We start from the raw sequence: 22326 nt of genomic DNA on the forward strand, positions 1-22326 counted from the left end.
GTTTGACTTGCTCCTTGGAAGATGACCGAATAGCGGACTGGTTGGGGAACACGGGTGAAGTTCGAATACCACGACCTCCAGAAAGAAAGTTGCGGGATAGATACCTATGATGGGGTGGCACGACTGTGTTGGCATAAGGTAGAAAAACTGTAAGCTGGACTCGGCATTAAGCTGTTCATAGCTACTTAGGAAGGTCAAATCCGTCCGGAAGGAAGACTGACAGCGTAGGAAAGAGACGACATAGATTCCATTGTTCGTGATGTGATGAGCGAAGGTACTCGACTTGCGGATCAGCCAGTTGAAACGCCACATCCAGTGGTGCTGCCTGTCAATGGTGCCGCCAATATCCATGGCTCCCTGATGTCGGGCATAGCTCTCTTCCTGAACGGACATGACATTGGTCTGGTTCTTCGTGGGGCGTTTGTTGACGGCATTGATGATGCCCCCAGCCTGCCCCGTGCCTGCCAAAAGGGTGCGGGTTTTCCCGTGGACACGGATGGATTCTACGGGCTGTTTCTTGTCGGGAGTGGCCTGGCCATGTGTCGCATGTTCCCTGTTTTCTGAGGGCTGTGGCGTTTCTGCGGCTACGGCATGGGGATACTTCTCAGGATGAAAAGTCCCTGTAGCGGCGTGCAGGAAACGGGACGGGCAAGGCTGTTTCTCCTATTTAAGAATGATTATCATGATCAAATTTAAAAAGTAATTTAACGCTGCAAGTGTTTTCACAGTCCCGTGAGACAGGGATGGGAGCATGGGACAGATACTGCCCGTCAGCGTTCCGTTATCTGGTAATGAAGAGAATAAATCGATTCATGGCCTGTTTTCCTGTAAGAAGGTCATCATTGGACAGGGAATTTCATGATGACTGATGTAATTACAAATGGAGACCTGGTTGAGGCCGGTATTCCGGGGGGACATTACCTGCCGTCTCTCACGGCTCTCGGGAACAGGATGCTGTCTGACCATTACCGTTGGGGGCGTCATTGCCACGGAGAATGCTATCCATCCCGGAATGCATTCTGCTGATATCTGTTGTTCCATGATGGCAACCAATCTGGGCAGGGTTAACCCCAGGGTGGTCATGAATGCAGCCTTTGAACATGTCCGTTTTGGGTTGCTCGCCAGAAATATGCCGGACCGGTTACGCCTTGACCCGCAGCTCATAAAGGAGCAGAAGATACTGCACAATGCGGAAGTGTAGCTGGGGATACAGGGCGACGGCAACCACTTTTATTTCATTGGCGTGTCGGAGCAGAGTGGGGGTACGTACATCATCAGTTATCATGGTTCACGGGGTGTCGGGGGGCATCTGTACAAGCTGGGAATGAAAGCGGCGACGAAACATGCGGGCAGCTGTTCTCCCGAAACATTGCCGCAGAATGTGTGGATTGAAGCAGATTCCCGGGTTGGGCAGGATTACTGGGAGGCTCTCCAGTTGCCCGTGCATGGACCAGACTCAACCATTTATCAGTGCATGATCTGATCCGCCCGTGATTTCGGTGTGGACGGGCAGGAAATATTTTCCACTAAATTTTATAGTTATTTTCTAAAAACAACAAAATAATGAGTTGATTTTTGTTCAAGATTTGACATGCTCCCCCGCATGACGACGAAGCCCTTTTCTTATCTGCCCATTGTCCTGCGGACGGACCAGCGTGATGCCCTCGTTGTAGGGGGTGGGCAGGTGGCCGTGCAGAAGATGCGCCTGCTGAAGGGACGGTGCCGGATGCTGCATATCTGGGCTGAGACCCTGCATCCTGAGCTGGCAGCTCTGGTGGAGCAGGGGCAGGCCGTGTTCTGGCAGGGTAAAGTGGAGGAAGAGGCTCTTCGGATCATTCTGCCTGACATGGCACTGGTGTTTGCCGCCACGGATGATGAGGCCGTCAACGGGATGGTGGCCCGTCAGGCTCATGCGCTGCGGGTGCCGGTCTGTGTGGTGGATGCTCCAGCTCTGTCCAGTTTCATCACCCCGGCTCTTGTGGATCGGTCTCCCGTGCAGGTGGCCATCACCACGGGGGGAGCGTCTCCGGTTCTGGCCCGTCGTGTGCGGCAGATGGTCGAGGCCATGCTCCCTGCCCGGATGGGTGAGGCGGCCCGTTTCATGCAGAAGCAGCGGGACTGGCTGAAGGACCGCCTGCCGGGGATGAAGCAGCGGCAGCGTGTCTGGGAATTCTTCGTGGATGGTCCGGCCTATGAGGCCGCTCTGGCCGGAGAGGAGGAGCGGGCACGGTCACAGCTGGAGCAGCTCGTGGAGGCCGCTGAAGGCGAAGCGGATCGTCCCCAGGGTGAAGTCTGGCTCGTGGGAGCCGGGCCGGGCAATCCGGACTGGCTGACCCTTGCGGCCCTGCGCCTGATGCAGAATGCTGATAGCGTGCTGTATGACAATCTCGTGGCTCCGGAAGTTCTGGACCGTGTGCGGCGTGATGCCGAGCGTGTCTATGTCGGCAAGAAGCGGAGCCACCATACGCTTCCCCAGAGCGACATAGAGGCCGAGATGCTGCGCCGTGCCCGGCGGGGTGAACGGGTCCTGCGGTTGAAGGGCGGTGATCCTTTCGTGTTCGGGCGTGGGGGTGAGGAAATGGATACCCTTCTGGCGGCCAATGTACCGGTGCGGGTCATCCCCGGCATCACGGCGGCGAATGGCTGTGCCGCAGCGGCTGGCATTCCATTGACGCACCGTGACTGTGCCCAGAGCTGTGTGGTCGTGACAGGCCATGCCCGGGCTGATGGTACGCTGAATCTGCACTGGCCCAGCCTGGCCCGGCGGGGCCAGACGGTTGTCATCTATATGGGGTTGAGTTCCATGGCGGAGCTGTGCCAGCAGATGCAGGCGCATGGCCTGCCGGAAAGCTGGCCTGTGGCGGTTGTCTATCGTGGGTCCTGTGCCGACCAGCGTTGCGTGACGGGTACGCTGGGCACGATAGCCGGGAATGTCCGCCGTCAGGGGCTTCAGAGTCCCGTACTGATCATTGTGGGAGAAGTGGTGCATCACCGGGGTGAGGTGATGCAGGCTGTGCCCGGCCATAGCACACTGAAGGAGAGTGCCTGATGAAACGTCTGTCCCGTCCGGGAGAAGGGGAAATCCTGCTGCTGACAGCAAGCCGCCTGTTGGATGGCCGTATTGTCTGGCTTGGTGAAGGAGACCACTGGCATGAATCCATTACCGGAGCCATCCGCTTCACTTATGAGGATGCCGGCCCGGCTCTGGAACGTGCCCTTGCGGAAGCCGGGCAGAAAGAGGTGGTGAGTGTCTATGAAGTCGTGGCCAGGGATACCCAGCCGCCTGAACCTGTGACGACACGGGAGGCCATCCGTGCCCACGGGCCAAGTGTTCACCCTGATTTTTCTTATGATCATGCCCCGGTGCGGGAAAAGGAGAGTGCGTTATGACACAGCCTGCTTCACGGTCTGTCGGGCATTACCAGTATGAAGAGCGGGACAGGGTCTTCCTTCAGGAACGCATTAATGAGTTTGAAGGGCAGGTCCGCCGCCGTCTTTCCGGTGAGCTGGGTGAGGAAGAGTTCAAGCCCCTGCGGCTGATGAACGGGGTCTATCTTCAGCTCCATGCCTACATGCTGCGGGTGGCCATCCCGTATGGTGTGCTGGACAGCCGCCAGCTGCATAAACTGGCTGACATTGCGGCAAAATATGACCGGAATTACGGCCATTTCACCACCCGTCAGAACATTCAGTTCAACTGGATTGCCCTGAAGGATGTTCCGACCATCCTGCGGGAGCTGGCCGAGGTGGACATGCACGCCATCCAGACCAGTGGCAACTGCATCCGCAACGTCACGTCCGATGAATTCGCCGGAGCGGCAAAGGATGAGCTGATGGACCCCCGCATTCATGCCGAGATCGTGCGGCAGTGGTCCACCCTGCATCCGGAATTCACCTTCCTGCCCCGCAAGTTCAAGATTGCCATTTCCGGCAGCCCGGAAGACCGTGTGGCGGCCCGCTTCCATGATATTGGCCTGCTGGCCCGCCCCGGTGAAAATGGCCCGCTTTTCCGCCTCTTTGTGGGTGGTGGACTGGGACGGACACCGGTTGTCGGTCGGGAACTGTTTGATTCCGTGAAGGAAGAAGACCTGATCGCCACGCTGGAAGCCGTTCTGCGTGTCTATAACGCCTTCGGGCGGCGGGATAATCTCTACAAGGCCCGCATCAAGATTCTGGTGCAGACCATTGGTCTGGAAGCCTTCCGCACGGCTGTGGAGGAGGAGCTGGGCCGCATGGACTGTGCCGCCTACAGGCTGACACCGGAGCATGTGGCGCAGATCCGTGCCCGTTTCGCCCTGCCGGACCTCAAGGCTCCGGCAGATGCGGCGGACGTGCTGGAGCAGCATAAAAAGGCTGATCCCGCTTTTGCCCGCTGGGTGGCGAGCAACACGCACCCCCATCAGGATGAAGGCCATGTCTGTGCGGTCATTTCCCTGAAGACACCGGGCGACATTCCCGGCGATGTGACAGTCGAGCAGATGCATGGTCTGGCAGACCTTTCCGAGCGTCTTTCATTCGGGGAGGTGCGGGTCACGCATCTTCAGAATCTGGTGTTCGGGCATGTCCGTAAGGACCAGCTTCATGAGCTGTGGCAGGGCCTGAAGGCACTGGGTCTTGCTGCCCCGAATGTTGGTCTTATCAGCGACATCGTGAGCTGCCCGGGGCTGGATTACTGCAATCTGGCCAATGCCCGCTCCCTGCCGCTGGCGCAAAAGCTGGGTGCCCGGTTCGGGGATGCTGCCCTGCAGGCCGAGATTGGTACGCTGAGCATTCATATGTCCGGCTGCATCAATGCCTGCGGGCATCATCATGTGGGCAATATCGGCCTTCTGGGTGTCGACAAGCGGGGAGCCGAGACCTACCAGATTCTTCTGGGGGGTGATGCTGGAGAGCAGGCAGCCATCGGCGGGATTCTGGGGCCGTCCTTTGCAGAGGATGAAGCCGTGGATGCCGTGGCCCGGATTGTGGAATTCTATCTTGGGCAGCGGCAGAAGGGAGAGACCTTCTCCGCCATGCTCAAGCGGTGCGGCCTGAAAGCCTTCAAGGAGGTGGCATATGAAACTGTTTGATCTCAGCGGGCGTAAAACGCTGGACGTTGCCTCTCCCGTTCCTTTTGCGGAGTGGAAGGACAGTCAGCAGGGGACGGCCATTTCCCTGCCGCAGGATGTCGAGGTGGAGGAGCTGCATCCCTATCTTGGCAGCCTGACGCTGATCGTGCTGGAATTTCCCATCTTCCGGGATGGACGGGCTTTCACGCAGGCCCGGTCCCTGCGGGAATATGAAGGCTATGAAGGTGAAATCCGGGCCTCCGGTCATCTTCTGCCGGATCAGGCCATCCATCTCAGACGCTGCGGGTTCGACAGTGTGGCTCTGTCTGAAGACGCCAATGTGAAGGACTGGGAAGAACAGCTGGGCCGCTATCAGTTCTATTATCAGAATACCGCCGTCAGCCCTGCCTGAAAGGGTGGTTCCTGAGTGAGTATACAGAATGGGCCGGAAGGGATGTTCCTTTCCGGCCCATTCTGTATGGCGTGCCGTTTTCAGAATTCCGCCTTGACGGACCCGAAGAACTGGCGGGGTGCGCCAAGAAGAATGGACTGGTTGTTGTAGGCCGCTCCGTTCCTGTTATCCATCGTGAAGCCATTCTGGCCCACGGTGGAGGCGTATCTGGTATTGGCCAGATTGTAGATGTTGAAGGCGAAGACCAGATTCCGCACGGCTGTGGGGTTGTGCATCCCGAGATGGGTCATGTCCAGCGTGTAGATGAGGCCGAAATTGGCCAGCCAGTAGGTTGGCAGCTTGTAGTCACCAACATAGTCATAGCTGCGTCTGCCGTAATACTGGGTATCGACATAGGCCTGCAGATGCCGCCATCCATAGTCACACCTCTCACATTCTGCACGGTGGAGGTGTTGTTGGTGAGGATGGACCCGGCCCCTGCACTGCCCAGAATCTGCTGGAGGCGGTTATGAAAGTTCGTCCTGTAGAGATACAGGTTGCTCTGGATGAGCCTGTCGCTGTAGCGATAGCCTGCGGCAAAGGTCCATGCCGTTTCCGGCTTCAGGCTGCCTTTCGTGGCATCATAGGCCAGCTGGGAGACTGCAAAAGGCGAGTTGCTGGAATTATAGCCGGACTGGCTGTAGGCATGGGCATTCTCTGAAATGTCGAAGAACAGTTCATGATGGCGGAGGAAATGCCAGTCCCCGCTGATATGGGGCAGGAAAGCCTTGGCGGTTGTCAGGCTCTCCCCGCTGGCCAGAGTGGGAAAGCGGGGTTCCCAGTTGGTTGCATGGCCCACACGGGTCGTATTGAGGATGGACTTGAAGCCAAAATGCAGCGCAACGGACCTGATGGGGTGATCGGTGTCCTGCACGAAGGCGGTGAAACTGTTGGTATTATAACGCTGCCCCCAGAGCGTCCGGCCGGGAACACCCCTGAAGCTCCCGAAGGGATTTAGAGGCGTGCCGTCGGGGCTGTTGGGCTGCTGGTAGGCATAGGCGTAGGAATCATACTGGTTGTTCTCGTACCAGAAGCCCGTTGAGAGATCATGTCGCTTCAGCCGGTAGTCGAAGGAGGTCAGCCCGCCAAACCGTTCAATGGCAGGGCGGCGGACCTGTTCAAAAATGGGACCACCATTGAGCTGCACCGTATCAACGCCATTCTGGTAGGCATAAGGGCTGGCATAGGTGCCGTGCCCGGTCTCGCTATGGCCATAGAGGCTGCTCCGCCATGTCAGGCGGTCGGTCAGGGCAAGATCAGCCTTGATGCCTCCGAACAGGTCGGATGAACTGGCCGTACTGTCGTAATAGGAAACATCCTTGGGGTCCGTCAGCCCGTTATAGGAGGCAGGATACTGGCCCTGTGCTGCCCGATAGGCCCGTGCCCATGCGCCGGGCCGCCCGTAGAAATTGTCCAGCCGGGACCCGGCCTGGTCCAGCCAGCTGGGAGCGTAATCCTGATAGTTCACCATCTGGAGGGCGTCCCAGTTGAAGAAGGCGGAAACCTGGCTCCGCTCCCCGATGGGCTGGACCAGCTTGCATTGACCTGCTGCATGAACTGGTCTCCGCCGCCTTTCCATTTGTCGCCCTGGTTGCGCATGTAGGAGACGTAGAACTTTGTGCCGCTCTCATTCAGCCTGCCGGAATCAAACCGGAAGAAGGAATGGAACAGCGCATTGCTGCCGAAGGTCTGTGCAACCAGCCCTCCCATTTTATTTTTGGGGTTGCTGGAGACGTAATTGATGCTGCCGCCCAGATTGTTGGTACTGGCCGTACTTTCTGCCCCGGCACTCTGGGTGACTTCCAGCCGCTCCACATTCTCTGAGGAAATGGCCTGTAGCGGGTTCAGCCCGTTATAGTTGCGGAAGGTTGGCTCGCCGATGGGCAGGCCATCCAGCGTCATGCCGATTTCGTTCTGGACGAAGCCGTGCATGTAAAGCTGTGTCGAGTAGGTATCAACACCCTGCGGATCATCGGACTGGAACTGCACCCCCGGCATCTGGGCCAGCGTGCGGAGCGGATTGGTGCCGGGCACCTGCTGCTCCAGCTGCTTATGGCCCAGCACGAGCTGTGTGCCCTGCACGATATGGTGGGTGTGGACGGAAAGGGATTCATAGCCGCCAAGAACGTCTTTGCGGGAATGGTGTTTCGTCCTGATGGTTGCCAGTGCTGGAGAACGGGACTGCCGGACCGTGGCCATGCCAGAATGGCGTGATGATGACCCGATGCGGCCTGTTCTTCTGCCAGTATGGCGGGCAGGCGCATGATGGGCATGATCATCCGTTTCTGAAGACTCATGGACGCTGATGGTCTGTGCGGAAGCAGGCATGACGAAGGGCACGGACAGGCCGGTAAGGCCCATCCCGGTACGTTTTCATTGTATGTCCGTTAGGCGAAGAAGGGCAGGCTGCCGGGACGGAGCTGTCCCGGCTTTACTGGAAGAACGATCAGGCCCTGCTCAGACATCGCCGGGAGACAAACACCAGGCTGCCCAGTGCCAGAAGGAGAATGACCACGAGGGACAGAAGGGTATCGCCCCGTGCTGACGGCAGAATAAGAAGGATTGCCCCCAGGACGGGAATGAGAATGGTCAGCCCTCTGGCCACAGGCAGGGCCGTGGCTGTCTGCGACTGCCGTCCCCAGAGCCAGTAGGCAATGGCGATCATGAAATAGATGAACAGGATCAGCCCGCCTGATGACCCGAGAAGAATGGGGTAGATCGTCTCTGGTGAGCCGATGGCGGCGGCAATGACGATCAGTTCCAGCAGGGTCGTCAGGCGCAGGGACCAGATGGGGACCTGCTGGGCGGTTTCAAGGGTCAGTTTCTGCGGGGCAAGGCGGAGGTCTGCCAGCTCACGCAGGGTACGGGACACGACATAGACAGCCGAGTTGAGGCAGGACAGGACGGCAACCAGCGTCACCGCAATGGCGGCATAGCGGGCCAGCGGAACCCTGAGATATTCCAGCACGCTCAGGAAGGGGGGCTGCCCGACATGCACGTCATTCCACGGCAGCAGGGAGATGATGACCAGTACCGATCCTGCATAGAAGAACAGGACCTGCAGCGGGAGCCGCCGCATGGTACGGGCGATGGCACGCAGGGGCCGGTCGCTGTCCGTTGCGGCGATGATGGCGATTTCACAGCCCGTGAAGGTCTGCACGATCATGGGAACGGCCCCGATGACGGCCCAGCTCCCTTTGGGGAACAGGCCACCATGTGAGGTCATGTTGTCAAGGGCCTGGGTCAGGGGGTGGCCGGACAGGATGAGCCAGCCCAGCCCGAGGGCGATGAAGCCCCCCAGGAAAAGTAGCTTGAAGATGGAAAGCCCCGTTTCCGCCTGTCCGTAATGGCGCAGGGACAGGCGGTTGATGGTCCAGGCAATGGCGACAAGGACAAGGGCACCCCAGAGCGGAGCAATGCCCGCCAGACGCCCGATGATCATTCCGCCTGCAACTGCCTGTGCCCCGGCTGTCACGGCCCAGAGGAAGGCATAGCTCCAGCCGGTGACGAAAGCGGCCTTCGGGCCGTTATGGGTGGCGATATGGGTGATGAAGGAGCCTTGTCCCCGTGCATTGATGGCCAGTCCCCCCAGCAGCCGCATGACCAGCCAGACAACAAGCCCTGCCGCAAGATAGGAGAGAAGAACGGCAGGACCGGCGGCGGCGATGGTGGCGGATGTCCCCACAAACAGTCCTGCCCCGATGATGCCGCCAATGGAGATCATGGCGACATGCAGCCCCCTGAAACGGTTTACGGCGGGGCTGGAGGAGGCGGATGTCGCAGTGCTGGTGGGCTGGCTCATCGGGCTTTTTATCCTTCCTGACGTGCGGGGCCATAAGGACGGTCCCCGATGATGGTAACACGGTTCATGATCCGCCGGGCCGGGAGATAGTCATTCACGGCGTAATGCTGGGTGATCCGGTTGTCCCAGAAGGCGACATCGCCTTCCTCCCAACGCCAGCGGATGGAAAACTCCGGCCTTGTGGCATGACGGGTCAGATAAGCCAATAGGGCGGCGCCCTCTTCGGGGTCCACCTCATTGATTTCGGTTGTGAAACCTTCACTTACGAACAGGGCCTTCGCGCCTGTCTCCGGATGAATGCGGACGACAGGATGTGTCACGGGCGGGAAATTGTTGCGTGTTTCGGCCCATTTTTCCAGCTCTTCTGCTGTCCGCCCATAACGGGAAACCGGGAAGGAGCGGAGGAAGTCATGCTGGGCTGTCAGCGTATCAATGCGCTGTTTCATGCCATCAGAGAGGGCATCATAGGCAGCCGTGCCGCTGGCCCAGAGCGTGTCTCCACCGCCTGTCTCCGGCAGGAGGCGGCTGGTCAGGACGGCCCCCATCGGCGGCTCCTGCTGGAAGGTGACATCCGTGTGCCAGAGGGCGTTGTCACGCAGGTCGTTCTTGGCCGTGTCCAGCACGATGGCTTCCGGCACGTCAGGCACGGTGGGGAAGATGGGATGGAGATGCAATCTGCCAAAATTGCGGGCGAAGTCACGCTGCTGGGCCGGAGAAATGGTCTGTTTGCGGAAGAAGAGGACCTGATGGCGCAGAAGCAGGTGATGGATGCTGTCCCTCTGTGAAGGGGACAGGGGCTGTGAGAGGTCCACGCCTTCCACGATGGCCCCGATGGCGGGGCTGAGGGGAATGGTCTTCAGTTCCGTGTTGGCGGGGAGCGGGAAGGAGGAGGCAAAGGCGGTGGAAGCCATGATGGAAACTCCATAAAACAGAAAATGATAGTGATTTATTAAAACAACAGATTGCATTGTCATAATGGGGCAATCATTCAAATTTGAAAGTGAAAAATGAACACTGAGGCAATATTTTTTATAACATTCTGTTTTGTAAGGATTATTTCCCTATTCGATTCATGCCTGTCATGGGTGTGAATGATGGAGGGAAGGGGATTTTTAAATAACGATATTATTTCGTATGAAAAGATTCCATTCCTGACGGGCCATGCAGCAGGACGGGCACGGAAGGTCCCTGGAGGGATGGACGTGCCTTATGGGCATGGATGATATGCATTAATGGTCAGTGAATATGAAAAACGCCGTAAACTGCGGAACCCAGTAAAATATACGGTAGAGGACGTAGCCTCACAGTCATGGGGCCGCCGTTATTTTGATATAAGTCAAAGATGTTTTGTGTAAAGAGAGTAGCGTGACAACAGAATCTTTATCTGAGGAGATGACAGATGGGACGGATTTCTGGAAAGATTGCACTCGTAACTGGTGCAGGTAGCGGAATCGGCAAGGGGATTGCCAAGGTTCTGGCCAAGGAAGGTGCCAAGGTCATCGTGGCAGACCTCAACCCCAAGGGGGGTGAAGAGGTTGTCGAAGAGATCCGCAAGGCTGGTGGCAAGGCCTGCTTCCTGCCGCTGAACGTGGCGAAGGAAGATGAGTGGAAGAAGACGATGGCTGCCATCAAGGAGCATGATGGCCGTCTGGACATCGTCGTCAATAACGCTGGCATTGCCTTCGATGGCACCATCGAGAGCACGTCCCTGGAAGACTGGCGGCGTGTGCAGTCCATCAATCTGGATGGTGTGTTCCTCGGTACGAAATATGCTGTCGCAGCCATGCGTGAGCTGAATGGTGGTGATGGTGGTTCCATCGTCAACATGTGTTCCAGCTCTGCGCTGGTCGGGATTCCCAATCTGGCCGCTTACGGGTCTTCCAAGGGTGGCGTGAAGATGCTCACCAAGTCTGCGGCCCTGCATTGTGCCCGCAGCGGGTACAAGATCCGCATCAACAGTGTCTGCCCGGGCTACATCCAGACACCGCTGGTTGATGAGCTGACCCATACGGACAAGGCTGCTTACCAGCATCTGGTGGACATTCACCCGGTCGGTCATCTGGGCACGCCGGAAGATGTGGCCAACGGTGTCCTGTACCTGGCTTCCGATGAGTCCAAATTCGTCACGGCCACTGAGCTGGTGATTGACGGTGGCTATACCTCTGAATGAGGTAAAGTCTCTGTGAGGGGAGGCCACTGGCCTTCCCGGCATAAAAAAAGCCTCCGCCCTGACACAAAGGGTGGAGGCTTTTTTTATGGTGTTCCGGTCTTACAGGCCGGCAAAAAGCGGCGTGGACAGATAACGCTCCGCAAAATCGGGAATGATGGCCACAATGGTCTTGCCTGCCCATTCGTCTTTCTTTGCCAGTTCCATGGCAGCAAAGAGAGCAGCACCGGCAGAAATGCCAATCGGCAGACCTTCGGTGCTGGCGCAGAGGCGGGCCGTCGTCAGGGCATCATGCTCGGTGACGGGGATGACCTTGTCCAGCGCACGGACATCCAGCGTATCCGGCTTGAAGCCCGGGCCAAGCCCCTGGATGCCATGCGGGCCGGGGTCATCACCATTGAGGACGGCACTTTCTGAAGGTTCCAGCCCGAAGACTTTCAGCCCTTCCTTGCGAGGTTTGAGGGCATGGGCAATGCCGGATGCCGTGCCACCCGTACCGAGGCCAGCAATGACGGCATCCACGGCACCGGCGGTATCGGTCCAGATTTCTTCGGCCGTCGTTTCCTCATGCACTTTCGGATTGGCCGGGTTGGTGAACTGGCTGGGCATCCAGGCGTCCCTGGTCGCTTTCAGGATTTCCTGTGCCTTGGTGATGGCCCCTTTCATGCCCTGCTGGGCGGGGGTCAGCTCCAGTGTCACTCCCATCAGGGCCAGCATTTTCCGCCGTTCCATGGAGGCACTTTCCGGCATGGTGACGATCATCTTGTAGCCCATGGCCGCTGCGGCGAAGGCAAGGCCAATGCCGGTATTGCCGGAGGTCGGCTCCACAAGGATGGACTTGCCCGGAGTGATGAGGCCTTTTTCCTGGGCTTCCCGCAGCATGGCCACGCCGATGCGGTCCTTGACGGATGCCAGCGGATTGAAGAATTCCAGCTTGAGCAGCACATGTGCTTTCAGCCCTTCTTTCTCCGTCAGATGGGGAATGGCCACCAGCGGCGTCCCGCCCACGACTTCCATGAAGGATGGATAGACATGGCCGCGCGGTTCTGCGAAAGGGGTGCTGGAAAGTGGAAAAGGAAATTTTGAGGAGGATGATCCTGTCATCTCTTGGTACTCCTTGCCATGATGGTGCTGTGAACCAGACTAGCAGGTCTGCTTGGTATTCGTCATGTCACTCCTGATGGATTACCTGAAGAATTCTCAAAGAAACGAGAGCCATTCTCATAAACCCCTTTTCTATGACGTGAGATCAGCTAAATAGGGGCTGATGCTTTGCTGGCCGAAGAGTGAATGATGTATCTGAAGAATGACCGTATCCTGACAGCCCTGTCCATCATGCTTGATGTGGCGTTTCATGCCGGACGTTCCGGGGTTGTGAGCGGAGCGGACATTGCACGGCGCAGTGGCCTGCTGCGGCGGGGGATCGAGCCTGTGCTCCAGGCCCTGTCCCGTGCCGGTCTTCTGGACAGTGTCCGCGGGCCGAAAGGGGGGTACAGGCTGGGCCGTTCCCCACGGGTGGTGAACCTGCATGAAATCGTCTGCGCTGTCGGGGGCCGGGAAGACACCACCCCTCTGCAGGAGAAGGACAGTAATCCCCTTCAGTCCCTGGTCATTTCGCCCCTCTGGGCGGAGCTGAATGGAGGCGTGAAGGAGCGTCTTTCAGGGCTTACGCTGGCGGACCTGCTTCAGCAGGCGGAACGTGAGGGGCTGGAACGGCCCCGACAAGTGCCTATTTGTTTCAGCATTTAGCTTCTTTCTGTTGTTTTAATGAATGATTGCAGTTTGTGGGGCGAATCTATTCGGTGATGTTACAGTAATTTTTTTATCAATTTGAGGTGAAAAAAAATCTTTTCATTATCTTTATGTTATCTTATGGATCCACAAGCAGGTTGTCCGTTTGTTAAAATTTTGTTATCGTTTCTCGACGAAGAGACTGTATCTTTCGAGGTGTGTACCCTTCGAGTCTCATTTTTGGGGCGTATTTTGAGGGGACCAGCATGGCATGGGAGGAAACATGCGTAATAAACTCTTGTTCACAGCAGCGTTGTTTTGTGTGGAGGTGACGCCTTTCGGGCATGTTTTTACGTCTGCCCGTGCTGCTGATGCTTTTAATGATCAGAATGTTACCTTTAATGAAGTATCGGTTCTCCCGTCTCAGGGTAATCTTAATACAGGCAGTAGCGTGTATCGTGTTAAGGGAGATGGAACGGATACGAATCAGGTTTTTTCTGGTAGCATTTTCGGCAATTCCGATACTGCGGCTACGCTAGAGAAAGCTGGCGGTGTGGATATTAATACTGGCGGGACTGTGAATGATGTGCAGCAAGTTCAGCCTAATAACGTAACCTTTACGGGTCAGAATGTGTACAATGGATATACGTTCGTCCGGGGTAATGGGTCGCTTACTTTAACGGGGAATGGTGATAATCTCGGAGGCATCATTTCTGGTGGCGAGACAGAGGTTGGGCTTGCTGCCAATGATTCTGCTACATTGACGGTTGATAAGAATGGCATCCTACTTCTTCGTGGACAGACGGATGCCAGCGGTCAGGTATTACGGCCTTATGGTCAGCTGGTGGTTGGTAATGGGGATGCGACTTATGGCGCTAGTCCAGCGAAGCAAGAGAATCGGTTGAATGTTCAAAATGGTGGACAGGTTGAGGTGCAGTCCCTTTTGGTGGGAAACTACAAAGAGGGGAATGGTAGCGTCAGGGTCGAGGGAACTGGGAGTGGCTTGGCGGTAAACGCTGGAGGCATGTCCGTTGGCGTAGACGGCACGGGTGCTCTGTCCGTTGCACAGGGGGGTAAGGCCGTTGTCAATGGTGATGTGAATCTGGGGAGTAAATCTGGTGCGCAGGGGAGTGTAACAGTTGATGGATCTGGGTCTTCACTGACAGTCAATAACGGCCAGGGTGGCACGTCTACCACAGTGGTCGCTGATGGCGGTCAAGCCAATATGAATATTCAAAACGGTGGTACGTTTACCACTGGTGGTAACGTAATTATTGGTAATCAAGCCGGTTCCATAGGTAGTGTGGTTGTCGGTAATGGACAGGACGGTAATGCTGATCAATCTAGGCTGAGCTTGCTGGGTAGTGGTAGTACGGGTAATCTGACGGTTGGCAATCAGGGCGTGGGTCATTTGAATATCCAACAGGGTGGTAACGTGGCAGCTTATGGCGTGTCTGTTGGTGGCCAAGATACGGATGATCACCTTGCTTCGAATAGCTCTCTTAGTGTTGGCTCCGCCTCGGGTGGGACATCTCAGGCTGGTGGACGATTGGAAATAGGACAGGGTGGCCTGACGGTTGGTGCTGGTGCGGGAACTCATCCTCTTTATTCTGTAGGTGTGACTAGTGGTGGCATCATTAATGATGCTGGTACAGTTAATATCAAGAGTGATGGGCAGCTGAAGGTTGGTGGGGAAGATCAATCTAATGCGAATGTTAGCACTGGTACTCTTATAGTCGGTGATAGCAATGGTAATAGTGGCATTACTAGTAGTGCTGCACAAGTAGATAAGAGTGTTTCGACTAATAATAGTGGTCTATTTGTATATGGTAATGGCATTATAAAGAACCGTCAAGGTAGTGACCTTCACGTCGATTCGAATGTTTATCTGGTTGATGGGCAGCCTTCTGGTGAAGCTGTACGACACGGAACGTTCGACACAAATCAGCAGAGTACTTATCTCCGTGGCGGTGTAGTAGGCACTGGCGGTTTGAATGCTACAGGTGGTGGGACGTTGTATCTCGCTAACCATGATAATGGCTATACGGGTGAGACTGTTGTTTCCGGCAAGGATACAACCTTGGCTTTAGCCAGCGGTTATGGCGAAGAGTCGGCTAGTAGCAATACTTCGTCTTCTGGCATTAGGGTTGAGAACGGGGCTCGATTGACGGGGAATACGACGGATGATGGTGCTGCGGCGGTCACGACTGTTGATGGTGGCGGTACGGTTGAGGCCAATTGGAATCAATCTGTAGGAACATTGAATATTGGTTCTGTAGGCCATCAGGGTACAGCATTAACAATGAATGGTGGCCCGAATAATCAGTCTGTTCTATCTGTCGGGGTGGGGTCTTCACCACTTGCTGCGAATTCTTATATTACGCTGAATAATGCGACGGGTTATAGCCGTGGTAATGGTGTAATTGACACGGTAGGCCGTTCTCTGACTGGTTCTTACCATCAGCTTAATAGTGGCTTGATTCATGTGAATGGCGATGCCCAGCTGAATAGTGCAACTCTCAATCTTGTTAGAAATGATGGAGGGAGTATTCATGTGGGGGATGGATATCGTATCTTAACAACAACAGGTACTGTTAGTGCTAATCATGACAATGCGCTGACGGGTAATTTGCCAGATACGTTGTTCTTGACGCCATATTTAGTGTTTGAGAATCAAGCTGTAGATGTGATTTATTCGCGTAATGCTTCAACAACGTTTAGTAGTGTAGCTGGGAATGGTAATCAGCGTGAAGTTGGTCGTGTATTGGATGCACTTCCGGACAGCAATGTTGTAGTTCGTGCTATTAGTGGTGTTAATTCAGCTGGTGAGGCACGTCGCGCTCTGACTAATTTGTCTGGTGATATTCATGCGTCCGCTCGTACGGCCCTGATCCAAGATAGTTATCTGCTAGAGCAGGCGGTGTTAGACCGTTTGGCTGATGCCGGGTGTGACGATGATGATAATGTGTTTACCCGTGGACATTATGATCTTCATACTCGCCGCAAAGAATCCCGTTGCTATAAAGATCATGCCATTATGTGGGGGCAAGCGTATGGTAGTTTAGGGCACAATGGAGGTGCCGGGAATGCGACTTTGCTGCATCATGAGACGGCGGGTTTTGTTATAGGCGTGGATACACCTGTTGATGATAGGTGGCGTCTGGGTGGCATGATCGCATATGGGCATTCTATGTTTAATGCAAATGGTGCCAGTGATTCTTCGGGGAATAGTAATAATATTAGTCTTGGTGCTTATGCTGGTTCTCATTGGGGCCGCTTTAATCTACGGCTCGGCGCATTCTATACGTGGAATCTGATGAACATGCGACGGCATGTTCAGGTGGTTGATTTTGGTGGGCGCCAGACCAGCAGTTATCGTAACGGAACAGCTCGAGCCTTTACGGAATTGAGCTATAAGTTCGATTTTAATAAACTTCAGTTCGAACCATTCATTGAGGGAGCTTATGTCAACCAGTATGCGGGTCGTTTCCATGAGCATGGCGTAGCTGCTTTGTATAGTCAGTCTAGGGACCGTAGCGTAGGTTTTACGACTTTTGGTTTCCGTGTAGCACGTCGTTTCCAGGTAGGTGATGTTTGGTTGCGGGCTCATGCTATGGCGGCTTATCGCCGTACTTATGGAAGTTTGGGTTCTAATCGAACGGAACGTTTCATGGATGGTGGTAACGACATGAATGTCAACGGTGTGTTACTGGCTCGCGATGCTGCGGTGGTTAAAGCAGGTGTTGCTGCTAAGGTTAGTGATCGTGTTGATTTGGATCTCTCTTATACAGGTCAGTATGGAGAGCATGCTATGGACAGTGGAGCTACAGGGTCTGTTAAAGTCAGTTTTTAATATAGTGTTTAGAGAAGATTTCGGGTTTTATCGGGGAAAGTGGGGTCGCCAGAGATGGCGGCCCCTTTTTTTGGTGGTGCCTAGGCCGGGATGGCGGCGTGATAGAGCAGCGTTCCGGCCAGGGTCAGCATGATGGCGGCTGTCAGGCCGTCCAGAATGCGCCATGCAAGGGGGCTGGTGAAGATGGGCCGCAAGGCCCGTGCGCCGTAGCCGAGCAGGGGAAACCAGACAAAACTGGCGAGTACGGCTCCCATTCCGAAATAGGGACGGCTTGCTTCTGGCTGGGACAGGCTGACCGACCCCATGAGCAGTATCGTGTCCAGATAGAGGTGCGGGTTCAGCAGGGTGAAGCCACATGTCATGGTCATGACTTTGCGCAGGCTCTGTCTGGGCTGCTCTTCCAGCGTGACGGTGCTGCTGCTCATCATGTGGCGCAGGGCCGTCATGCCCTGCCAGATGAGGAAAGCGGCTCCGACATAGGTCAGGGCATCCGTGAAATACGGAATGGTTCCAACAATCTGGCCGACACCCAGGACGGAGGCCATGATGAGGATGGTATCCACACTCGCACAGAGCAGGATGATGGGCAGGACATGTTCCTGCTTCAGCCCCTGGCGCAGGATGAAAAGATTCTGTGCGCCAACGGCGATGATGGCCGATGCGCCAAGGCAGAAACCGGTGATGATGGGAGCAATGATTGTGTGCATGGCCTGTCTATGGCAGGGGGACCACATGCAGGAAAGTTCATTTCACTTCATTAAATGAAGGAAAACTTCATCATGTTTGACTACGCAGCCCTGACAGCCATCAGTGCCGTCGTGCGAGAAGGGAGTTTCGAGCGGGCAGCCGCTGTATTGGGGCTGACACCTTCGGCCGTGTCCCAGCGCGTACGCGGGTTTGAGGAGCGTCTGGGGAGTGTGCTGGTCATCCGTGGTCAGCCATGCAGGCTGACGGAACTGGGGACAATGCTGTGCCGTCATTTCGACTGTGTGAAGGTTCTGGAAAGTGACCTGGCCACCCGTCTGGCATGGCAGGACAAGGAGGCCGCTCTTCCGGCAACGGTGAAAATCGCCGTCAATGCGGACAGCATCACCACATGGTTTGCTCATGCCATGATGGCCTTTTCCCGGCAGGAACCAGCCATTACGCTGGATATTTCCATTGATGATGAACAGTGCACGGCAGAACGCCTTCGCTCCGGTGATGTCATGGCCGCTGTCACGGCCTCATCAGACCCGGTGCCGTGGTGCAGGACCGTGTCTCTGGGCAGCATGTCCTATGTGGCCTGTGCCAGCCCTTCCCTGATGGCCACCTGTTTCCCGAAGGGCGTGACGGCCGAGGCTCTGCGGAATGCGCCCTATCTGCGGTTTGACCGGAGTGACCTGTTTCAGGCGCAATGGGCGGAGACTGTATATGGTGTCACGCTGGGGGCACCCGCCTGCTGGATACGGTCTTCCAGGGCGTTTCTGGACCTCTGCCTGTATGGTCTGGGATGGGCCTTGCATCCGCTTCCACTGGTGGAACAGTATCTGAAGACTGGAGACCTGGTTGAATTCAGTCCGGGACATCGTCCCTCGGTGCCGCTTTTCTGGTCTGTTCCCAGACTGTACGGCTCGGCACTGAACCGGCTGAGCCAGAATGTCCAGCGGGTGGCGGCAGACTGGCTGGAGGCAGCAGGATGAAACCGTCATGATGTAGAAAAGCCCGCCGGAATGTTCCGGCGGGCTTTCTTCATGCTGTGTGCCGTAAGGGTGTTCAGGCGTCGTTGCGGCCAGTCAGGGCATATCTGCCAGCACCTGCCACGGCCAGAGCGACCAAACCACCGGCAATGCTCACATTCTTGTAAAAGTGAATATGTGCCTCATATTCCGGAAAACCAGCCGGCATTGTCCAGTAATGATGGCCGATCAGCCCGGTAATGATCGTGTAGATGGCGAGCAGCAGCGCAGCCGGTGCGGTGAAGATGCCGAACAGGATGGCCAGCCCGCCACCGATCTCGGCAATGATGGCAATGATGGTTGCAAGGGCAGGCATGGGGACATGAAGGCTCTTCAGATAGCCGACGGACATGTCGAAGCCTGTCACTTTCTCCCATCCCATGATGATGAAGAGGGCAGCAAGCAGGATGCGGGCGGCGAGAAGCAGGGAATCTCTCTGTGTCTGGGGGATCATTGTGTCAGGTCCTTTCTGATTTGATGATTACTGAATAGGACAGATTTCGCTGAAGGTATCTGGTGAATATGGAAAGATAATATTTCGTTTGTTTAAGGGAAAAATGGAAAAGCATGCCTCAGTTGTCAGTCTCCATGCTGGCATGGAAATGGATGTATATAGGCAGCCTGTTCAGGCTATTTTTCTTCTATGTCTACCAAAGTGTTGGGCCATCGCCGATGATCGGGATGTCGCTGGGAGGTAGAGACTGGGTTATGATGGCCTGTTTATTGCAAGTATGACGCTGTCGGGGCAGGTCTCTGTCATTCATGAATACCGGCACCCTGCGTCTCTGTTAGGGCAGGTTGTCCGTGATGCCGTTACTGGGAAACGGCAGGCACAGGGCTGGAGGAAGGCATTGGCTAGAGTTGTGTGAGGCTGTCCAGTCCTCTTATGAACGGCTGATCGGTCTGGCCCGTGAGAAGGGCTTTGGCCATATTTATCGCATGTGGAATTATCTGGGGGCGATCAATCAGGATAATATACGGGGAGAGGAACGGTATCGGGATTTCTGTAGTGGCCGGTCCCAGGCTTTTGAGGCCATGAATGTTGGTCTGGATGAACTGCCTGCGGCCACGGGCATTGGCCTGTCTTCTGGTGGCGTGGCCGTATTCCTGATCGCCCATAGGCATGAGCGTGGCGTGAATCTGGAGAATCCCTGCCAGCTTCCCGCTTACTACTATCCGCCCCGTTATGGGCGGCGGTCTCCATCCTTTGCCCGTGCCACTGTCATGGAAGGCACGGAACGGACTGTCCTGTATCTGTCCGGCACGGCGAGCATTCGGGGTCATGAATCCGTAGGGCAGACCGTGGAGGAACAGCTCTCCATCACGATTGAAACGATCGGCTCACTGCTCGACGTAGCTCGGCGACGCTTCCCCCGCCTTGAAAAGGGCCGTTTTGAAAGCATGAAACTCTATGTTCGCCATCCTGAAGATGCTGCGGTCGTGCGGGAAGGCATTGCACGGGCGTTTCAGTGCTTGCCGGATCAGTCCCCGCTTTTCATCGCCGACATCTGTCGGGCAGAGCTGCTGCTGGAGGTTAAGGGGGTGTTTGTGGGGTGAGGGGCTGAGAGGGTTATATAGTTTATCAGTTGCTGGTTTTTTTTATGATGGCTGGAGGTTGGCTGTCTGCATGACAGTTTTTTTTGGATATTATATTGCATACAATATAATTGCATGAAATAAGAATGATGCTTTACGTTTTTCCTATGTGAAAGGTGCAGATATGGATGATCCGTCAGACAGCAGTCTGAGCCTGGAGAAGCAGATATGCTTTCCATTTTATGAGGCTGCTAACCTCCTGCAGCAGCTTTATCGGCCCTTTCTGGCCCCATTGAATCTGACTTACGCACAGTATCTGGTCATGTTGGCCCTCTGGGGACACGACGGTAAAAGTGATGTGACAGTGGGAACCATAGGGCGTCAGCTCGGTTTTGAGACAGGAACGCTCTCGCCATTGCTTAAGCGAATGGAAGCAGCAGGTCATGTGAGGCGGATGCGCAGCCCCGATGATGAAAGACGGGTCATTATCAGCCTCACCCGACAGGGGCAGCTTTTACGGGAAAAGGCAAAGTATATTCCCGATCAGCTGCTTCGTGATTCAGGGTTGAATGATGCTGAGTTGGCTGGACTTCGTGAGAAGGGACAGGCCTTTGCACGTTGTCTTCGAAGGATGTTGCAGATTCGTTCTGTTTAAACTCTTTAAGGAGATCAGATCATGAAAGAGCCAGTATTATATAGCGATGCTCTTGAGAATATTGTTGCAGATGAAGAAAAGGTTCATCAAGGGCTTGCACGTGAATTTCATAAGATCATTACTGCGACACATCGTGATAATGGTTGGGCTGATCGGGGAGTTCATGCCAAGAGTCATGCCCTGTTGGAGGGAACCATCCAGATACATGATGATCTGCCGGATGTTCTGGCGCAGGGTCTGTTTGCACAGCCAGATGAATATTCGGTTGTTGTACGTATTTCGTCCATTCCGGGGGATCCATTAGATGATGCGGTGTCTGGCCCACGTGGTTTTGCTCTGAAAATCAATAATGTTAAAGGCGAGCTCCTGTCGGATAATGAAGGTGTTCCGGTTCAGGATATTCTGCTGGTCAACGGGCCTGTTTTTGCAGCACCTGATTCACGCCATTTTTTACGCACGTTACGCCTGTTGGCACTGACAACGAATCGTTTCAACGGGTTCAAAAAACTGCTTTCACGGTCTTTGCGTGCACTTCAGAAACAGCTGAACCGTTTTGGTAAGTCAAACGATATGATTGGCGTGCTGGGGGGGTATTTGCCTACTGTTCCTGTAGGTGACCGGTTCTTTAGTCAGGTACCGTTACGGTTTGGGAAGTACGTTGCCAAATTTGACATTGTACCGTCTTCTGAGAGTTTCAGGCGTCAGCAGGGTATGCTGATAGATATTGATAAAAATCCCGTGGCTATTCGTCAGAAGCTGAATCATTTTTTCAGTGAATACGGGGGAGAGTGGACATTAAGAGCACAGCTTTGCCGCGATCTGGAAGAGAATTCCATAGAAGATGCGACCAAGGTCTGGTCAGAAGACGATAACCCTTTCCTGCCTCTTGCAACGATTAAAATCCCGCCGCAGGATTCCTGGTCAAAGGAGCGGGCAGAACGCTTGGAGGATGGTTTATCTTTTTCACCGTGGCATGGTCTGACCGCTCATCGTCCTTTGGGAGATATCATGCGTGCCCGTCGTGTCATGTATCCCTTCTCCTCGAAGCTTCGGACACGTCTTAATGGATGCCCTCTTCATTTCAGGGTATCCGGCTGATTGCAGCATTGAATTTCTTGCGCTCTGTCAGTCACAAGGGGGCTGACAGGGTATATGCGTTTCATGGTCTGGCTGTATGAAACCTGTCGCCCGGATATATTGCTTCGCTCTGAAAAATCAGCGTTCAGTCATGATAGGAGTGCCGTTTCAGCCACAATTAACAAGCAATATTTATGGAAAAGTGGCGTCCCGTACGGGATTCGAACCCGTGTTGCCGCCGTGAAAGGGCGGTGTCCTAGGCCTCTAGACGAACGGGACTAAAGGCGT

20 protein-coding genes and 1 tRNA gene are annotated in these 22326 nt (G+C 55.2%); 12 read left to right on the top strand and 9 right to left on the bottom strand.

Features of this window, described 5'->3' with window-relative positions; genetic code table 11:
* The first annotated feature begins 264 nt into the window (after positions 1-264).
* From NQF87_RS03460 to NQF87_RS03480, 5 genes are all read left to right on the top strand, one after another.
* Positions 265-564, top strand: a complete 300-nt coding sequence (locus tag NQF87_RS03460) for a hypothetical protein (protein WP_266127045.1) — start codon at positions 265-267, stop codon at positions 562-564.
* 1039 nt (positions 565-1603) lie between these two features.
* The gene (gene cysG, locus NQF87_RS03465) at positions 1604-3049 is read left to right on the top strand and encodes a siroheme synthase CysG (protein ID WP_266127046.1); all 1446 of its coding nucleotides are present in this window, start codon (positions 1604-1606) and stop codon (positions 3047-3049) included.
* On the top strand, positions 3049-3390 hold the full coding sequence (locus NQF87_RS03470) for a DUF2849 domain-containing protein (RefSeq protein WP_266127047.1): 342 nt from the start codon (positions 3049-3051) through the stop codon (positions 3388-3390). Before cysG ends, NQF87_RS03470 begins: the two co-directional genes overlap by 1 nt.
* Positions 3387-5069: a nitrite/sulfite reductase gene (locus NQF87_RS03475; RefSeq protein ID WP_266127048.1), complete on the top strand. Its 1683-nt coding sequence runs from the start codon at positions 3387-3389 to the stop codon at positions 5067-5069. Before NQF87_RS03470 ends, NQF87_RS03475 begins: the two co-directional genes overlap by 4 nt.
* Entirely contained in the window at positions 5056-5460 is a 405-nt protein-coding gene (locus tag NQF87_RS03480) for a DUF934 domain-containing protein (RefSeq protein ID WP_266127049.1), read from the top strand. Before NQF87_RS03475 ends, NQF87_RS03480 begins: the two co-directional genes overlap by 14 nt.
* Positions 5461-5540: 80 nt before the next feature.
* On the opposite strand, the gene NQF87_RS03485 is transcribed toward NQF87_RS03480, so the two are convergent.
* From NQF87_RS03485 to tauD, 5 genes are all read right to left on the bottom strand, one after another.
* Entirely contained in the window at positions 5541-5750 is a 210-nt protein-coding gene (locus tag NQF87_RS03485) for a hypothetical protein (RefSeq protein WP_266127050.1), read from the bottom strand.
* A complete protein-coding gene (locus tag NQF87_RS03490) occupies positions 5747-6970 on the bottom strand; it encodes a TonB-dependent receptor domain-containing protein (protein WP_266127051.1) in 1224 nt (407 codons plus the stop codon). The genes NQF87_RS03485 and NQF87_RS03490 overlap by 4 nt, the downstream gene beginning before the upstream one ends.
* A complete protein-coding gene (locus NQF87_RS03495) occupies positions 6964-7860 on the bottom strand; it encodes a TonB-dependent receptor plug domain-containing protein (RefSeq protein ID WP_266127052.1) in 897 nt (298 codons plus the stop codon). The genes NQF87_RS03490 and NQF87_RS03495 overlap by 7 nt, the downstream gene beginning before the upstream one ends.
* Positions 7861-7945: 85 nt before the next feature.
* Entirely contained in the window at positions 7946-9301 is a 1356-nt protein-coding gene (locus NQF87_RS03500) for an amino acid permease (RefSeq protein ID WP_266127053.1), read from the bottom strand.
* An 8-nt stretch (positions 9302-9309) separates the two neighbouring features.
* On the bottom strand, positions 9310-10212 hold the full coding sequence (gene tauD, locus NQF87_RS03505) for a taurine dioxygenase (RefSeq protein WP_266127054.1): 903 nt from the start codon (positions 10210-10212) through the stop codon (positions 9310-9312).
* Positions 10213-10700: 488 nt separating this feature from the next.
* On the opposite strand from tauD, the gene NQF87_RS03510 reads away from it, so the two are divergent.
* Entirely contained in the window at positions 10701-11471 is a 771-nt protein-coding gene (locus NQF87_RS03510) for an SDR family NAD(P)-dependent oxidoreductase (RefSeq protein ID WP_266127055.1), read from the top strand.
* 99 nt (positions 11472-11570) lie between these two features.
* Here NQF87_RS03510 and cysK read toward each other — a convergent pair whose 3' ends face one another.
* Positions 11571-12572, bottom strand: a complete 1002-nt coding sequence (gene cysK, locus NQF87_RS03515; RefSeq protein ID WP_323670706.1) for a cysteine synthase A — start codon at positions 12570-12572, stop codon at positions 11571-11573.
* Between the two features lie 189 nt (positions 12573-12761).
* Here cysK and NQF87_RS03520 point away from each other — a divergent pair, with 189 nt between their 5' ends.
* Together NQF87_RS03520 and NQF87_RS03525 are read left to right on the top strand one after the other, a co-directional pair.
* Positions 12762-13217, top strand: coding sequence for an RrF2 family transcriptional regulator (locus NQF87_RS03520; RefSeq protein ID WP_266127345.1), 456 nt, complete (start codon positions 12762-12764; stop codon positions 13215-13217).
* Between the two features lie 265 nt (positions 13218-13482).
* Positions 13483-17052 (top strand): autotransporter domain-containing protein, encoded by a 3570-nt coding sequence (locus tag NQF87_RS03525; protein ID WP_266127056.1) that lies wholly within the window; start codon positions 13483-13485, stop codon positions 17050-17052.
* 80 nt (positions 17053-17132) lie between these two features.
* Here NQF87_RS03525 and NQF87_RS03530 read toward each other — a convergent pair whose 3' ends face one another.
* A complete protein-coding gene (locus NQF87_RS03530; protein WP_266127057.1) occupies positions 17133-17759 on the bottom strand; it encodes a LysE/ArgO family amino acid transporter in 627 nt (208 codons plus the stop codon).
* Between the two features lie 72 nt (positions 17760-17831).
* On the opposite strand from NQF87_RS03530, the gene NQF87_RS03535 reads away from it, so the two are divergent.
* Complete coding sequence (locus tag NQF87_RS03535) at positions 17832-18734, top strand: LysR family transcriptional regulator ArgP (RefSeq protein WP_266127058.1); 903 nt, start codon at positions 17832-17834, stop codon at positions 18732-18734.
* Positions 18735-18807: 73 nt separating this feature from the next.
* Here NQF87_RS03535 and NQF87_RS03540 read toward each other — a convergent pair whose 3' ends face one another.
* Positions 18808-19224 (bottom strand): DoxX family protein, encoded by a 417-nt coding sequence (locus NQF87_RS03540; protein ID WP_266127059.1) that lies wholly within the window; start codon positions 19222-19224, stop codon positions 18808-18810.
* Between the two features lie 407 nt (positions 19225-19631).
* On the opposite strand from NQF87_RS03540, the gene NQF87_RS03545 reads away from it, so the two are divergent.
* From NQF87_RS03545 to NQF87_RS03555, 3 genes are all read left to right on the top strand, one after another.
* Entirely contained in the window at positions 19632-20327 is a 696-nt protein-coding gene (locus tag NQF87_RS03545; RefSeq protein WP_266127060.1) for a chorismate transformation enzyme, FkbO/Hyg5 family, read from the top strand.
* Between the two features lie 163 nt (positions 20328-20490).
* Positions 20491-20961, top strand: coding sequence for a MarR family winged helix-turn-helix transcriptional regulator (locus tag NQF87_RS03550; protein ID WP_266127061.1), 471 nt, complete (start codon positions 20491-20493; stop codon positions 20959-20961).
* A 21-nt stretch (positions 20962-20982) separates the two neighbouring features.
* Positions 20983-22059, top strand: coding sequence for a catalase family protein (locus NQF87_RS03555; RefSeq protein WP_266127062.1), 1077 nt, complete (start codon positions 20983-20985; stop codon positions 22057-22059).
* Positions 22060-22241: 182 nt separating this feature from the next.
* Here NQF87_RS03555 and NQF87_RS03560 read toward each other — a convergent pair.
* Positions 22242-22317: transfer RNA gene (locus tag NQF87_RS03560), tRNA-Glu, on the bottom strand.
* Positions 22318-22326: the final 9 nt, after the last annotated feature.

This window comes from Bombella dulcis, assembly GCF_026385505.1.
GTDB lineage: Bacteria > Pseudomonadota > Alphaproteobacteria > Acetobacterales > Acetobacteraceae > Bombella > Bombella dulcis.

What these genes read in the sequence shown, in the direction of transcription:
- tauD (WP_266127054.1), bottom strand. Translation starts at nt 10,212, where the DNA reads ATGGCTTCCACCGCCTTTGCCTCCTCCTTCCCGCTCCCCGCCAACACG.
- NQF87_RS03520 (WP_266127345.1), top strand. Translation starts at nt 12,762, where the DNA reads ATGTATCTGAAGAATGACCGTATCCTGACAGCCCTGTCCATCATGCTT.
- NQF87_RS03475 (WP_266127048.1), top strand. Translation starts at nt 3,387, where the DNA reads ATGACACAGCCTGCTTCACGGTCTGTCGGGCATTACCAGTATGAAGAG.
- NQF87_RS03495 (WP_266127052.1), bottom strand. Translation starts at nt 7,860, where the DNA reads ATGGGCCTTACCGGCCTGTCCGTGCCCTTCGTCATGCCTGCTTCCGCA.
- NQF87_RS03460 (WP_266127045.1), top strand. Translation starts at nt 265, where the DNA reads ATGAGCGAAGGTACTCGACTTGCGGATCAGCCAGTTGAAACGCCACAT.
- NQF87_RS03490 (WP_266127051.1), bottom strand. Translation starts at nt 6,970, where the DNA reads ATGGTGAACTATCAGGATTACGCTCCCAGCTGGCTGGACCAGGCCGGG.
- NQF87_RS03530 (WP_266127057.1), bottom strand. Translation starts at nt 17,759, where the DNA reads ATGCACACAATCATTGCTCCCATCATCACCGGTTTCTGCCTTGGCGCA.
- NQF87_RS03510 (WP_266127055.1), top strand. Translation starts at nt 10,701, where the DNA reads ATGGGACGGATTTCTGGAAAGATTGCACTCGTAACTGGTGCAGGTAGC.
- cysG (WP_266127046.1), top strand. Translation starts at nt 1,604, where the DNA reads ATGACGACGAAGCCCTTTTCTTATCTGCCCATTGTCCTGCGGACGGAC.
- NQF87_RS03480 (WP_266127049.1), top strand. Translation starts at nt 5,056, where the DNA reads ATGAAACTGTTTGATCTCAGCGGGCGTAAAACGCTGGACGTTGCCTCT.
- NQF87_RS03550 (WP_266127061.1), top strand. Translation starts at nt 20,491, where the DNA reads ATGGATGATCCGTCAGACAGCAGTCTGAGCCTGGAGAAGCAGATATGC.
- NQF87_RS03470 (WP_266127047.1), top strand. Translation starts at nt 3,049, where the DNA reads ATGAAACGTCTGTCCCGTCCGGGAGAAGGGGAAATCCTGCTGCTGACA.
- cysK (WP_323670706.1), bottom strand. Translation starts at nt 12,572, where the DNA reads ATGACAGGATCATCCTCCTCAAAATTTCCTTTTCCACTTTCCAGCACC.
- NQF87_RS03500 (WP_266127053.1), bottom strand. Translation starts at nt 9,301, where the DNA reads ATGAGCCAGCCCACCAGCACTGCGACATCCGCCTCCTCCAGCCCCGCC.
- NQF87_RS03555 (WP_266127062.1), top strand. Translation starts at nt 20,983, where the DNA reads ATGAAAGAGCCAGTATTATATAGCGATGCTCTTGAGAATATTGTTGCA.
- NQF87_RS03525 (WP_266127056.1), top strand. Translation starts at nt 13,483, where the DNA reads ATGCGTAATAAACTCTTGTTCACAGCAGCGTTGTTTTGTGTGGAGGTG.
- NQF87_RS03485 (WP_266127050.1), bottom strand. Translation starts at nt 5,750, where the DNA reads ATGACCCATCTCGGGATGCACAACCCCACAGCCGTGCGGAATCTGGTC.
- NQF87_RS03535 (WP_266127058.1), top strand. Translation starts at nt 17,832, where the DNA reads ATGTTTGACTACGCAGCCCTGACAGCCATCAGTGCCGTCGTGCGAGAA.
- NQF87_RS03540 (WP_266127059.1), bottom strand. Translation starts at nt 19,224, where the DNA reads ATGATCCCCCAGACACAGAGAGATTCCCTGCTTCTCGCCGCCCGCATC.